Origin of the sequence: Kocuria kalidii (genome assembly GCF_044462225.1) — a bacterium.
In the GTDB taxonomy this organism is placed as follows: Bacteria; Actinomycetota; Actinomycetes; order Actinomycetales; family Micrococcaceae; genus Kocuria; species Kocuria kalidii.
This window is the reverse complement of the sequence record NZ_JBISWJ010000050.1, coordinates 12,312-24,969: the sequence shown is the minus strand read 5'-3', so window position 1 is coordinate 24,969 and position 12,658 is coordinate 12,312. Positions and strand designations below refer to the sequence as shown.

At 73.2% G+C, this 12,658-nt stretch carries 8 protein-coding genes; 2 read left to right on the top strand and 6 right to left on the bottom strand.

What is annotated here, in order from left to right:
• Positions 1 to 224: 224 nt before the first annotated feature.
• The 4 genes from ACH9D3_RS07545 to ACH9D3_RS07530 form a co-directional block, all read right to left on the bottom strand.
• Positions 225 to 1,709, bottom strand: a complete 1,485-nt coding sequence (locus tag ACH9D3_RS07545; RefSeq protein WP_396410461.1) for a 2-oxo acid dehydrogenase subunit E2 — start codon at positions 1,707 to 1,709, stop codon at positions 225 to 227.
• 80 nt (positions 1,710 to 1,789) lie between these two features.
• Entirely contained in the window at positions 1,790 to 2,773 is a 984-nt protein-coding gene (locus ACH9D3_RS07540; protein ID WP_396398572.1) for an alpha-ketoacid dehydrogenase subunit beta, read from the bottom strand.
• A complete protein-coding gene (locus ACH9D3_RS07535) occupies positions 2,770 to 4,086 on the bottom strand; it encodes a thiamine pyrophosphate-dependent enzyme (RefSeq protein WP_396410460.1) in 1,317 nt (438 codons plus the stop codon). Before ACH9D3_RS07535 ends, ACH9D3_RS07540 begins: the two co-directional genes overlap by 4 nt.
• A gap of 57 nt (positions 4,087 to 4,143) precedes the next feature.
• Positions 4,144 to 5,307 carry a histidinol-phosphate transaminase gene (locus ACH9D3_RS07530; protein WP_396398574.1) on the bottom strand — a complete coding sequence of 388 codons (1,164 nt, stop codon included), beginning with the start codon at positions 5,305 to 5,307 and terminating at the stop codon, positions 4,144 to 4,146.
• Positions 5,308 to 5,476: 169 nt separating this feature from the next.
• Between ACH9D3_RS07530 and purB the strand changes: the two genes are divergently transcribed.
• Positions 5,477 to 6,904, top strand: coding sequence for an adenylosuccinate lyase (gene purB / locus ACH9D3_RS07525; RefSeq protein WP_396410459.1), 1,428 nt, complete (start codon positions 5,477 to 5,479; stop codon positions 6,902 to 6,904).
• A gap of 119 nt (positions 6,905 to 7,023) precedes the next feature.
• Here purB and ACH9D3_RS07520 read toward each other — a convergent pair whose 3' ends face one another.
• Positions 7,024 to 7,287 (bottom strand): hypothetical protein, encoded by a 264-nt coding sequence (locus tag ACH9D3_RS07520; protein ID WP_396410458.1) that lies wholly within the window; start codon positions 7,285 to 7,287, stop codon positions 7,024 to 7,026.
• A gap of 310 nt (positions 7,288 to 7,597) precedes the next feature.
• On the opposite strand from ACH9D3_RS07520, the gene ACH9D3_RS07515 reads away from it, so the two are divergent.
• On the top strand, positions 7,598 to 8,311 hold the full coding sequence (locus ACH9D3_RS07515; RefSeq protein ID WP_396410457.1) for an AfsR/SARP family transcriptional regulator: 714 nt from the start codon (positions 7,598 to 7,600) through the stop codon (positions 8,309 to 8,311).
• Positions 8,312 to 8,453: 142 nt separating this feature from the next.
• Here the strand turns inward: ACH9D3_RS07515 and ACH9D3_RS07510 are convergent, their stop codons facing one another.
• Positions 8,454 to 12,443, bottom strand: a complete 3,990-nt coding sequence (locus ACH9D3_RS07510; protein ID WP_396410456.1) for a Pls/PosA family non-ribosomal peptide synthetase — start codon at positions 12,441 to 12,443, stop codon at positions 8,454 to 8,456.
• Positions 12,444 to 12,658 lie beyond the last annotated feature (215 nt).

The following is a 12,658-nucleotide window of genomic DNA, read 5'->3' as shown; positions in this document are numbered from 1 at the left end:
TCCACAGGAGATGGGACGCCGGGCGCGGGAAGCCACCGCCCTGTTCCACGACGGCGCGGCGCCGGGCTCCGGCCCGGCGGGGAGAGCCGCAGGACGTGGTGGCACGCGCGTCGACGACGCAGCAGACGGCCCCGCACCGATCGGTGCGGGGCCGTTGCCGTGCCGCCCGGACCCGGAGTCCCGGGGCACGCCGCGCGCTCGCGGCCGCGGGAGCCCGGCCGGGGTCAGTCCAGCAGCAGCGCCGGTTCCTCGAGGATCCGGGCGACGTCCGCGGTGAAGCGGGCCGCGAGGTCGCCGTCCACCACGCGGTGGTCGAAGGACCCGCCCAGCGTGGTCACCCAGCGGGGCACCACCGCGCCGTCGACGACCCACGGCTTCTGCTTGATGCTGCCGAACGCGACGATCGCGACCTCTCCGGGATTGATGATCGGCGTGCCGGTGTCGAGGCCGAGGGCACCGATGTTGGTGATGGTCAGGGTGCCCCCCTGCATGTCCGCCGGCTGGGTTCGTCCCGCCCGGGCGGTGCGCGAGAGGTCGTCGAGGGCCACGGCCAGCTCCCGCAGCGAGAGGTCCTGGGCGTCCTTGACGTTCGGGACCATGAGCCCGCGCGGCGTGGCGGCCGCGATGCCCAGGTTGACGAAGTGCTTGACGAGGATCTCCTCGTCCGTCCACGTCGCGTTGACCTGCGGACTGCGGGCGGCGGCCCACAGGACGGCCTTCGCGAGCACCAGCAGGGGCGTGACCTTGACGCCCTCGTAGTCCGGTGCGGCCTTGAGCCGCTGGACGAACTCCATGGTGCGCGTGGCGTCGAGCTCCACGAAGACCGAGGCGTGCGGGGCGCTGAACGCGCTGCGCACCATGTTCTGCGCCGTGGCCTTCCGCACCCCCTTGACGGGGATCCGCTCGATCCGCTCCTCCGGGGCCGCGGGGCGGCGCCGGTCCCCGGACTCGCCCAGCCGCGCCACGTGGGCCAGCAGGTCCTGCTTGGTGATCTGGCCTGCCGCGCCCGTCGCGGGGACGTCGGCGAGGTCGACGCCGAGGTCCCGTGCGGCCTTCCGGACGGGCGGCTTCGCCAGCGCGGGGCGGCGCGGGACGCTCTCGGCCGCCGTGGTCACCGGTCCGTCGCCGCGGACGGGCCGGCGCCAGACGCCGGTGTCCCCGGCGAGACGGGCTGCGCGCCCGGCGATGCCCTGGGCGGCCGTGCCGATCCCACCGCCGAGCCCGGGCCCCAGGGGGCCCCGGGACAGCTTCTCCGCCCACGCCGCGGGACGGGCCGGCTCGGGCTCGGGGACCTGCGGCCGGACGGCGCGGCGGCGGCGGCGCACGGGGTCGGCCTTGGGACCGGACCCGACGAGGGGACGGTCCTCCCCGGTGGAGGGCCGCCCGCCCTCCCCCAGCACTCCGGGGACGGCGTCGGTGACGTCCGCGGGGGCGGCCTCCCCGGGGCCGGGTGCCGCGGCCGGCGACTCGTCCGGAGACCCGACGGCGATGATGGGCGTGCCGACCTCGACCGTGCGGCCCTCGGCGACCAGCAGGTCCAGGACGGTCCCGGCGTACGGGGACGGGAGCTCGACCACGGACTTGGCGGTCTCGATCTCGACGAGCACCTGGTTGACCGTCACGGTCTCCCCCGGCGCGACCTTCCACGCGAGGATCTCCGCCTCGGTCAGGCCTTCGCCGACGTCGGGCAGGTTGAAGATCTGGGGCATGTCAGTACTTCCTCTCTCGCACGGCACCCGGGCCGGGTCGGCGGTCCCGCCGGCCCGGGTCCGGCGGCCGGGTCGGCGGGTCAGTAGGCGAAGGACCGGTCCAGGGCCTCGAGGATCCGGTCGAGGTCCGGCACGTACTGGTCCTCGACGGCCGCCACGGGGTAGGGCAGGTGGAAGGCGCCCACCCGCAGCACCGGCGCCTCGAGGGAGTAGAACGCCCGTTCGCCGATGCGCGCGGCGATCTCCCCGCCGAGGCCGCCGAAGGTCGGTGCCTCGTGGGCGACGACGAGGCGGCCGGTCCGGCGCACGGAGTCCTCGACGGTGTCGAAGTCGATCGGCGACAGCGAGCGCAGGTCGATCACCTCGACGCTGCGCCCGTCCTCCTCCGCGGCCTGCGCCGCGGCGAGGGCGACCGGCACGAGAGGACCCCAGGCGACCACGGTGGCGTCCTCCCCCGGGCGCAGGACCTGGGCGGAGAACGGGTCGGCCGTCGGGCGCTCGACGTCGACCGCGCCCTTGAGCCAGTAGCGCCGCTTGGGCTCGAAGACGATGACGGGGTCCTCGCACGCGATCGCCTGCTGGGTCATCCAGTAGGCGTCCTGCGCGTTGGAGGGCGTCACGATGCGCAGCCCCGCCGTGTGGGCGAACAGGGCCTCGGGGGACTCCGAGTGGTGCTCGACGGACCCGATCACCCCGCCGTAGGGGATGCGGATGGTCACGGGGACGGTGACGTCCCCGCTGGTGCGGTTGCGCATCTTCGCCAGCTGCGTGGTGATCTGGTTGAAGGCCGGGAAGGAGAAGCCGTCGAACTGGATCTCGCACACGGGCCGGTAGCCGCGCAGCGCGAGCCCGATGGCGGTGCCCACGATCCCGGCCTCCCCCAGCGGGGTGTCCATGACGCGGTGGGCGCCGAAGTCCGCCTTGAGCCCCTCGGTGACGCGGTACACGCCGCCCAGGGAGCCGATGTCCTCGCCCATGAGCAGCACCCGGGGGTTCTCCTCCATGGCGCGGCGCAGGCCCGCGTTGACCGCCTTCGCGATCGTCAGGTCGGGAGCGGTGCTCATGCGAGGTCCTCCTCGGTGCCGGCGGTCCGGGCGTCGGGCACCCCGTCCGCGGCGTCCGCGGCCACGGTGAGCCCGGAGGCCTGCGTGCCCGGGTCCTGCCCGGCCGGCCCGTCGTCGTGCCGCGACCCGTCGTGGTCGCCGTCGTGGTCGCCGTCGTCGAACCCGGCCCGGTAGGCCGCGTACCAGGCGCGCTCCTCCTCCACGAGGGCGTGCCGCTCGGCGTAGGGCCGGTCGAAGAACTCCTCGAACACGGGCGGGTCCATGGCCAGGACGAGGGCGCGGGCCTGCTCCGCGAACGCCTGCCCGTCGGCGGCGACGTCGGCAAAGAAGTCGTCCGGCGTGCCGTGCGCCTCGCGCAGGTGCGCCTCGAGCCGGATCAGGGGGTCGAGCTCGGTCCAGCGGCGCTCGTCCTCCCGCAGGCGGTACTTGGTCGGGTCGTCCGCGGTGGTGTGGGCCCCGAGCCGGTAGGTCTCGGCCTCCACGAGCACGGGGCCGCGGCCGGCGCGGGCCTCCTCGAGGGCGTACCGGGAGGCCGCCAGGACCGCCAGCACGTCGTTGCCGTCCACGCGGATCCCCTCGAAGCCGTACCCGGCGGCGCGCTCGGCGAGGGGCACGCGGGACTGGGTGCTGAACGGCACGGAGATGGCCCACTGGTTGTTCTGCACGAAGAAGACCACCGGGGCGTCGTAGGACGCGGCGAAGACCATGCCCTCGTGGACCTCGCCCTGGGTCGAGGTGCCGTCCCCGAAGTAGACGACCGCGGCCGCCGGCTCCACCTCCCGCCCCTCCGCCTCGGCGGCGCGGCGGTCCAGGTCGATGCCCATGGCGTAGCCCACCGCGTGCGGGACCTGGCAGCCGAGCACGATCGAGTAGACGTTCATGTGGTGCTCGCTCGGCTTCCAGCCCCCGGAGCTGTGCCCGCGGAAGACGGTGAGCAGCTCGGCGGGCTCGACGCCCCGCTCGATGGCCACGGCGTGCTCGCGGTAGGTCGGGAACACGTGGTCGGCCGGGCGCAGCGCGCGGGCGGAGCCCACCTGGGCGGCCTCCTGCCCGCGCATCGGCGCCCACAGCACCAGCTGACCCTGCCGCTGGAGGTTGGTCGCCTCCTCGTCGAACCGGCGGGCGAGCGCCATCGAGCGGTAGAGCTCGCGCAGCTGCTCGGCACCGACGTCGCGCACGTACGGGGACAGGACGGGGTCCTCGTTCCGGCGGCCGTCCCGGTCGAGGAGCCGCACCAGGCGTGTGCGCACCTCCGGCGTCGGCGCGGTGCGGGCCGGCACGCGGGCGGCCGGGGTCGAGGGAGCGGCATCCATGGGCAGGACGTCCTTTCGGGTTGCTCGGAGGAGGAGCCGGGCGGGCGCGAGCCCGGGTCAGAGCACGGGCGGGTGGGGGAAGTGCGCGCACACCTCGAGGAACCGGGAGTTGGCCTCCGGCTCGCCGATCGTCACGCGCACGCCCTCGGCGCCGAAACGGCGCACGGCCAGCGCGCGGGAGTCGCACAGCTCGGCGAACTGCCCGCTGTGCTCCCCGAGGTCCAGCCACACGAAGTTGGCCTGCGTCTCCGGGTACGGCCAGCCGAGCGCGTCGAGCCCGGCCAGGACCCGCTCCCGCTCGTCGACGACCTTCTGGACGCGCTCGGCCACCTGGTCGTAGTGGCGCACGGACGCGATCGCCGCGCGCTGGGCGAGGTCGGTCACGGAGAACGCCGGGGACGCCTGCCGCAGGTACGGGGTGATCCCCTGGCCCGCCACGGAGTAGCCGATCCGGAGACCGGCCAGCCCGTGGGCCTTGGAGAACGTCCGGAGCACGACGACGTTGGGGTGCTGCCGGTATAGGTCGATGCCGTTGACCAGGTCGTCCCGGCGCTGGAACTCCTGGTACGCCTCGTCGATCACCACGACGACGTCCCGGGGCACGGCGGCGAGGAACTCCTCGACCTGGACGGTGGTGAGGCTGGGGCCCGTGGGGTTGTTCGGCGTGCACAGCAGCACGACCCTGGTCCGGTCGGTGACGGCGGCGGCCATGGCCTCGAGGTCGTGGGAGCCGTCCCGGCGGTTCGGGACCGGCACGCCCAGCCCGCCCGAGAGCCCGATGCTGATCGGGTAGGCCTCGAAGGAGCGCCAGGCGTGCACCACCTCGTCCGGCGTGCCGTCCTCGCCGGTGCCCACGAAGGCCCCGAGCAGCTGGTTGAGCGCGCCGAGGCTGCCGGCGCCGGTGACGACGTCCTCGGCCGGCACGCCGAGGAACTCCCCGAGGACCTCCCGCAGCTCCGCGGAGGTGGTCTCGGGATAGCGGTGCACCGCGTCCCAGCCGGCCAGGACCTCCCTGACGGCGGGCACGGGCCCGAACGGGTTCTCGTTGGAGGACAGCTTGTAGGAGGCGAGCCCGTCCACCACGACCGGAGGCTTGCCGGCCACGTAGCGGGGCAGTCGGGACAGGGCGGGGCGCGGCCGGACCGGCGGGGTGGTGGCGGTGGTCGTGCCCGGGGCCGGGGCGGTGCCGGCCAGGGTGCGGGTAGCGTCGCTGGTACTCATGGAGGTCATGCTATCCCCGCTCCCGGGGGGTTCCCCCGGCGCATGACGCGCGTCCGTCCGGAGTGGTCCGTCCGTGCCCGGGATTGCGACGACCCGGCCGGCGTCTTCCCGGCGCCGGACGACAGGACGGCCACCGGAGGGGTCCGTCCTGTCGTGGAAGAATGTGCCCATGCCCAACACCGATCGCATCCTGTCCTCGGGGCGCGCGGCGCTCGCCGCCGCCGTCCCGCCCGTCGCACTGGGCCCGCTCGACGGCCGCTACCAGCCGGTGGTCGCCCCTCTGGTCGACCACCTGTCCGAGGCCGCCCTCAACCGCAACCGGGTGCACGTCGAGGTCGAGTGGTTCATCCACCTCGCCGAGCGCTCGGTGCTGCCGGGCCTGGCGCCGCTGAGCGGGGAGCAGATCGCCGGGCTGCGCCGCGTGGTCACGGACTTCGACACGGACGCGGTCGCGGAGCTCGCGGAGATCGAGGCCGTGACGGTCCACGACGTCAAGGCGGTGGAGTACTACATCGGCCGCCGGCTGCCCGGCCTGGGGCTCGGGCACCTGGTGCCCCTCGTGCACTTCGGCTGCACCTCCGAGGACATCAACAACCTGGCGTGGGCCCTGGGCGTCAAGGACGCCACGACCGACGTGTGGCTGCCCGCGGCCCGGGCCCTCGTGGCCGACGTCGCGGCGCTGGCCGGGTCCGCGGCGGCCGTCCCGATGCTCTCCCGGACCCACGGCCAGCCCGCCACGCCCACCACCCTGGGCAAGGAGATGGCGGTCGTCGCCCACCGCCTGGGCCGCCAGCTGTCCCGGATCGAGCGCACGGAGTACCTGGGGAAGATCAACGGCGCCACGGGCACCTACGCGGCCCACTACGCCTCCGTCCCCGAGACGGACTGGACCGAGGTCTCGCGCGGCTTCGTCGAGGGCCTGGGTCTCGACTGGAACCCGCTGACCACGCAGATCGAGTCCCACGACTGGCAGGCCGAGCTCTACGCCGACCTCGCCCGGTTCAACCGGGTCCTGCACAACTTCTGCACCGACGTGTGGTCCTACATCTCGATCGGCTACTTCCAGCAGATCCCGGTGGAGGGCGCCACGGGCTCCTCCACCATGCCGCACAAGGTCAACCCCATCCGCTTCGAGAACGCCGAGGCGAACCTCGAGCTCTCCAATGCCCTGCTGGACTCCCTGGGCGCCACGCTCGTGACGTCCCGGTGGCAGCGGGACCTCACGGACTCCTCGTCCCAGCGCAACATCGGGGTCGCCTTCGGGCACTCCCTGCTGGCCGTCTCCAACGCGCGCAAGGGCCTGGCCCGCCTGGACGTGGCGGAGTCGGTCCTGGCCGCCGATCTCGACGAGAACTGGGAGGTCCTCGCCGAGGCGATCCAGATGGTCATGCGGGCCGAGGCGATCGCCGGTGTCGAGGGCATGGACAACCCCTACGAACGGCTCAAGGAGCTGACCCGCGGCCGCCGGGTGGACGCGGCCCGGCTCCAGGAGTTCGTGGCGGGACTGGGGCTGTCCCCCGCCGCGGAGCGTCGCCTCTCCGGACTGACGCCGGCCACCTACACGGGCATCGCGGCGGAGCTCGTGCGCTACCTGTGAGCCCGCGCCGCACCCCGTGGTCGGGACGCCACGGTCCGGACGGCAGGGCCTCCACGGCGCCGTCGAGGCCACACGGCCTGCACGTCACCGTCGGCGTCCCACGGCCCGGGCGACGCCGCTCACACGGACGGCAGGTCGTGCAGGTTGTTGCACACGGTGTCCTCCGGGGCGGCCCAGAGCCGCTTCTCGCACCCGGCGGACACCACGCGGACCCGCATCCGTCCCGACGAGCCCGGAACGTAGTAGTGGTGGACCTCGCTCTCGATGTCCCGGATGATCCGGGTGGTCGACCGAGGGGACCACACCTCGGTGGGGTTGCACAGGGCGACGATGTTGCCGAGGGGGTCCGTGCGGACTCCCGTGACGGTTCGCTGGTCGGTCATCGGTAGAACTCCTGAACTCGTGCCCCGGGCGCACCGGGGATCGGCCTTGTACCACTGTCCGCGCCGGCGCACCACCCCCGGGAGGGGTCGCGCGCCCGCTGCCTTGCACTTCGTTTGCATTTGACGGCACCGGGGCGTTCGCTTTTGACTCACGGCGCCTGAGCCGGGATGATCGGTGCCTGAACCCTCTCTCGTGGCGGACCTGGATCCTGGTCCGCGGGACCGGAGAGGACCACGCTCGGACCGACGCCTTCGGGGGAAGGTCGGCACCGGGCGCACCGGGGAACAGAGATCATGACAGTGGGGGATCATGACAATGGATGGGGAACACTCGATCCGGCTGCGGCTGCTCGGCAACGTCGAGGTGGAGCTCGACGGCTCCGTGCTGGCCCTGGGCCACCGGCAGCAGCGCCTGCTGGCCGCGCTCGCCGTCCTGGGCCCGAAGCCGCGCCGCTTCCTCGGCGAGCTGCTGTGGCCCGACCGGACCGCAGAGCGCGCCATGGGCAGCCTCCGCACCACCGTCTTCAACATCTCGCGCCAGGTGCCCGGGGCGGTGGGGACCCGCGGCAACAACATCGCCCTGGCGGCGTCGGTCACCGTGGACCTGCACGAGCTGCGCGACTCCCTGCACCGTGCGGCCGACGCCACGGCGCCCGTGACGGAGGACCCCTGGTTCCTGTCCCCCGACGGCGCCCAGCTGCTGCCCGGCTGGTACGACGGCTGGGTCATGGCCGAGCAGGACCGGCTGCGCACCCTCTACGTCAACGCCGTGGAGCACCTCGCCCGGCTCTCGCTGGAGCACCGCGACTTCTACCGGGCGCACGTGCTCGCCGACAACGTCCGCGCCCTGGACCCGCTGCGGGAGAGCGCGGTCCGCGTCTCGATCGAGGCGGACCTGGGTCTCGGCAACAACGCCCCGGCGCTGCAGACCTTCCGCAGCTTCTGCAGCACGATGGCCGACGAGCTGGGGGCGCCGCCCTCCGCGCAGATCACGGAGCTGATGGGCTACATGCGCAGCGCCTGACGCTCCTGCGCCCGACGCCCTCCCGCCGACGACCCTCCCGCCGAGAGCCTTCCCGCCGAGAGCCTTCCCGCCGGAGGAGGGACCGTGTCCCCGCGACCCGTCACCGGGCCGCGGGGACACCTTCTTGCCGTTCATGGCCGGGTCATCGTCCCGACGTCACCGCGGGCGCCGCGGACCGCACCGGGATGCCGCGCCAGGTGGTGTGGGGCAGCAGCTGCTCGCCCTTCATCACCAGCGACAGCGCGTCCACCGAGGTGCCGGCGCCGACGGTCGTGTCGTAGAGCACGATCGAGCGCGCTCCGACGCTGGCGCCGGGCAGGATCTCCACGTGGGACATCTTCATCACCCGGTCCTCGAAGAGGTGGGTCTGCAGGGACACGTCCGTGGAGACGCTGGCGTCGTCGCCGATGTGGACGAGGTCGAACTCCGTGAGGTAGGTCGTCCCGATGTAGGTCCGCCGCCCGATCTGGGCGCCGAACAGGCGCAGCACCGGACCGATCAGGGGCGTGCCCACGAGGCCGCCGATGAGGGCGGGGACCGCCGCGGACTCGTACACGCCGGTGACGAACTCGCTGCGCCGGACGAAGTTGTCCCACAGCGGCTCGACGCGCTGGCGGTAGCGGCCCACGATCGCCCACTTCAGGACGACGACGGACAGCACCACCAGGAGGCCGGTGGCCAGCGCGATGAGCGGCAGCACGGCCACGAAGCCGAGCAGCGTCAGCTCGGGCACGAGGGCCACCGAGGCGAGCAGGCCCAGGTAGCCGATCATCCCGATCAGCGCCGGGGGGACCGTGATGCGCAGGGCCTCGATGACGAGGCGGGCCGCCACCTTGCCCCGCGAGGGCCGGAAGGTGAGGCTCTCGTCGAAGTTGCCGCTGTCCTGCCGGCGGGGCAGGAACATGGCGGGCGAGCCCAGCCAGGACGTGCCGTCCGGCACGTCGGCCGGGGGCACCGAGGCCACGCCCACCAGGGAGCCCTCGCCCATCCGGGTGCCCGAGGGCACGAACGCGGCGTTGCCCACGAACGAGCGGTCGCCCACCACGGTGCGCTCCATGTGCAGGTGGCCGTGGTGGTAGACCGCGCTGCCGACGCTGGCCATGTCCGCGACGAAGCTGCCCTCGCCGAGGGTGAGCAGGTCGGGGTCGATGTGGCCCACCGTGGACACCTCGGAGCGCGGGCCGACCTTGGCGCCGAGAGCGCGCAGCCAGGGCACGGTGTACATCGTGGCGTAGAGGGCGTTCGTGTTCTCCAGGCTGGTGGAGAGGAGCTGGTCGGCCATCCACTTGCGCACGCCCAGCCCGCTGCGGACGGGGTGGATGCCGGTGGGCGTCCGGCGCAGGACGAGCTTGCGGCCGGCCGCGACCACGGCGCAGACCGTGAGCACGTAGACGATGCCGACGGCCGGGGTGAGGGCGAGCCCCGCCGGCAGGCCGAACTCCAGGGCCACGATCCAGATCATCAGGAAGGACGGGAGCACCAGGACGAAGGGCAGCACCTCGAGGGCCATCCAGCCCAGGAGCAGACCGGCCGCGAGCGGTGCGGGCCAGCGGCCGCCGGGCAGCGGGCGCCGCTCCATCCGCTCGAGCAGCTCGTCGTCGCCGTCGCCGGGACGGGCGGGGGAACCCAGCCAGTGCTCGCCGGCGGGGATCGTCTGGTTGCGGGAGGCCAGGGACTGCTCGGCCAGGCGGGCGCCGTCCTCGACCCGGGCACCGGGCTGCAGCAGGGCGTTGGCCCCCACGAACGCGTCGTCGCCGATGTGCACCGGCGCGATGGTGACCCAGCCGTCCTCGACCTGGGCGGTCTGCACGGAGGAGTTGTAGCCGACGCTGGAGCGGGAGCCGATGGTGACGAGCGAGGGCAGACCGACGGCGGCGGTGCCCACGTGGGCGTCCGCACCGATCTTGGCGCCCAGCAGGCGCAGGTAGACCGCGGCCATCGGGGTGCCGGTCAGCAGGCTGAGCGGCGAGAGCCGGGTCAGGCCGTCGATGCACCAGAGCAGGAAGTACTGTCTCCCCCAGAGGGCGTGGTGCCCGGGTCGCACGAGGCGACCGAGGACCCGGGACCCGAGGAACGGCAGGAAGAAGCGCGCGAGCACGGAGACCACGACGCCCACGAGCAGCATGTCCCACATCAGGGCGTAGCTGAACTGCCCGCCGTAGGAGTACAGGACCGCGGCGAGCGGGGAGCCGACGAGCACGGCCGCCAGGACCATCGTGGTCACCTGGGCCAGACCGCAGAGGGCCACCCGCCCACTGGTGTGGTGCAGCGGCGCGGGCCGGTCGTCCGGCGCGGCCACGGCGGGGACGGCCGCCGGCGCGGAGTCCAGGTGCCGGGCCAGGTCGCGGACGGTCGGATAGGTGTAGATGTCGGCGATGGAGATGTCCTGCTCGGGGTGCGCCCGGCGCAGCTCCGACGTGGCGGTCGCGGCGAGCAGCGAGTGCCCGCCGAGCTCCATGAAGAAGTCGGCCTCCACGGAGAGCTGCTCCTCGGGGATGCGGAAGACCTTGGACCAGACCTCCGTGATCCCCCACTCCGTGGCGGTCTCGGGCGCGACCAGGCCCATCGTCGTCACGAAGCGCGGCGTGCTGGGGTCGGGGAGGTTCTTCCGGTCCACCTTGCCGCTGACCATCATCGGCATCGCGGGCAGGATCTCGTAGAAGGACGGCACCATGTACGGCGGCAGCGCCGCGACCACGGAGTCGTGGAGCAGCTCGAAGAGAGCGCGCTCGTCGCGCACCGGGGCGCGCAGGGTGAGGAACGCCGCGACGTCGTCGCCGCCGGAGACGAGCTTCACGGCGGCGTCCGAGACCGCGTCCTCCCGGCGCAGCACGTTCTCGATCTCCTGCAGGTCCGCGCGGTGACCGCGGATCTTCACCTCGCTGTCGGCGCGGCCCAGGTACTCGATCTCGCCGTCCGGCATGAACCGGCCCAGGTCGCCGGTGCGGTAGATCCGCCCGGCCCGGGGCCCGTCCGGGTGCGGACGGAAGCGCTCCTCCGTGACGTGCGGCAGGTTGACGTAGCCGCGGGCCACGCCCGGGCCGGCGATGCAGATCTCGCCGGGATCGCCGTCGGCGACCTCGTTCATCTCCTCGTCGAGGATCCGCACCTCGTAGGTGGGCAGGGGCTTGCCGATGGTCACGGGCCGGCCGGGGGACAGCTCGCCCCACGTGGCCGTCACGGTGCCCTCGGTGGGGCCGTAGGTGTTGAGCATCCGGCGCTCGGGGGTGGACCACCGCTCCACGAGATCCGCCGGGCACGCCTCACCGCCCACCAGGATGCTGCGGATGCGGGGGAGGTCGTGCTCCAGCGTGGCCAGGACGGTGGGCACGCAGTAGAGCACGGTGATCTCCATGCGCTGCAGGAACTGCACGAGGCCCCGGCCCAGACGGGAGTCGTCCGTGGGGCCGGCCACGAGGGCGGCGCCGACGGCCCAGGTGGGCCAGATCTCCTCGATGGAGAAGTCGAACGCGATGGTCATGCCCTGGTAGACGCGGTCCTCGGGGCGCACGTCGTAGACCTCGGGCACGATCTCGATGAAGTTGCAGATGCTCGAGTGCGCGACCTCGACGCCCTTGGGGCGGCCGGTCGAGCCCGAGGTGTAGATGATGTAGCACGTGGGGTCGCCCTCGTGGCGGACCGCCGGGCGGTGCGCGGGGGCGTCCTCGAGGCGCCGGCCAATCCGGCCCACGTCGACCACGTCGGCGGGTGCGTCCTCGACCACGGCCACGAACTCCGCGGAGGTCAGCAGGAGGGCCAGGTCGGAGTCCTCGGCGATGAACTGCACGCGATCGGCGGGCAGGTTCGGGTCGATCGGGACGAAGGTGGCGCCCGTCTTGAGGATGGCCAGCAGGGACGCGTAGAGCATCGTCGAGCGCTCGAGCAGGATCCCGACGCGGTCCCCCACGCCCAGGCCGTAGCCGGCGATGAGGTGGGCCATGCGGTTGGCGAGCTCGTCGAGCTCGGCGTACGTGTAGTCCCGGCCGTCGGCGTGCAGCGCCCGGGCCTCGGGCGTGCGGTCGCAGCTGCGCTCGAAGAAGTGGTGCAGCCGGCTGGGCTTCGTCTCCGTGCTCCGGACCTCTCGGGTCGAGGGCTCCGCCCACGGACGTGCCCCGGCGGAGTTCCCCTGCACCGCAGCCTCGTCCCACAGCACTCGCTCTGCCGACGCACCTCCGTCGCGGCGGTGAGAGCGATGTGGCACTGAGGTCATGTCCAACTCCTTTCGATGCACGTAACGCCGGTGTTACCGGCACGTCTGTTCTACGGATCGGGGTGTTATGGCCCCCTCACGGTTCCGTCACGCCGGCGTTATCGCTGCGTTATCGATGCGTTCGATCCCGGAGTTGG

Bases quoted from the DNA above. Each gene is read 5' to 3' on its own strand.
- ACH9D3_RS07545 (WP_396410461.1), bottom strand. From the start codon at position 1,709: ATGCCCCAGATCTTCAACCTGCCCGACGTCGGCGAAGGCCTGACCGAG.
- ACH9D3_RS07520 (WP_396410458.1), bottom strand. From the start codon at position 7,287: ATGACCGACCAGCGAACCGTCACGGGAGTCCGCACGGACCCCCTCGGC.
- ACH9D3_RS07515 (WP_396410457.1), top strand. From the start codon at position 7,598: ATGACAATGGATGGGGAACACTCGATCCGGCTGCGGCTGCTCGGCAAC.
- ACH9D3_RS07535 (WP_396410460.1), bottom strand. From the start codon at position 4,086: ATGGATGCCGCTCCCTCGACCCCGGCCGCCCGCGTGCCGGCCCGCACC.
- purB (WP_396410459.1), top strand. From the start codon at position 5,477: ATGCCCAACACCGATCGCATCCTGTCCTCGGGGCGCGCGGCGCTCGCC.
- ACH9D3_RS07530 (WP_396398574.1), bottom strand. From the start codon at position 5,307: ATGAGTACCAGCGACGCTACCCGCACCCTGGCCGGCACCGCCCCGGCC.
- ACH9D3_RS07540 (WP_396398572.1), bottom strand. From the start codon at position 2,773: ATGAGCACCGCTCCCGACCTGACGATCGCGAAGGCGGTCAACGCGGGC.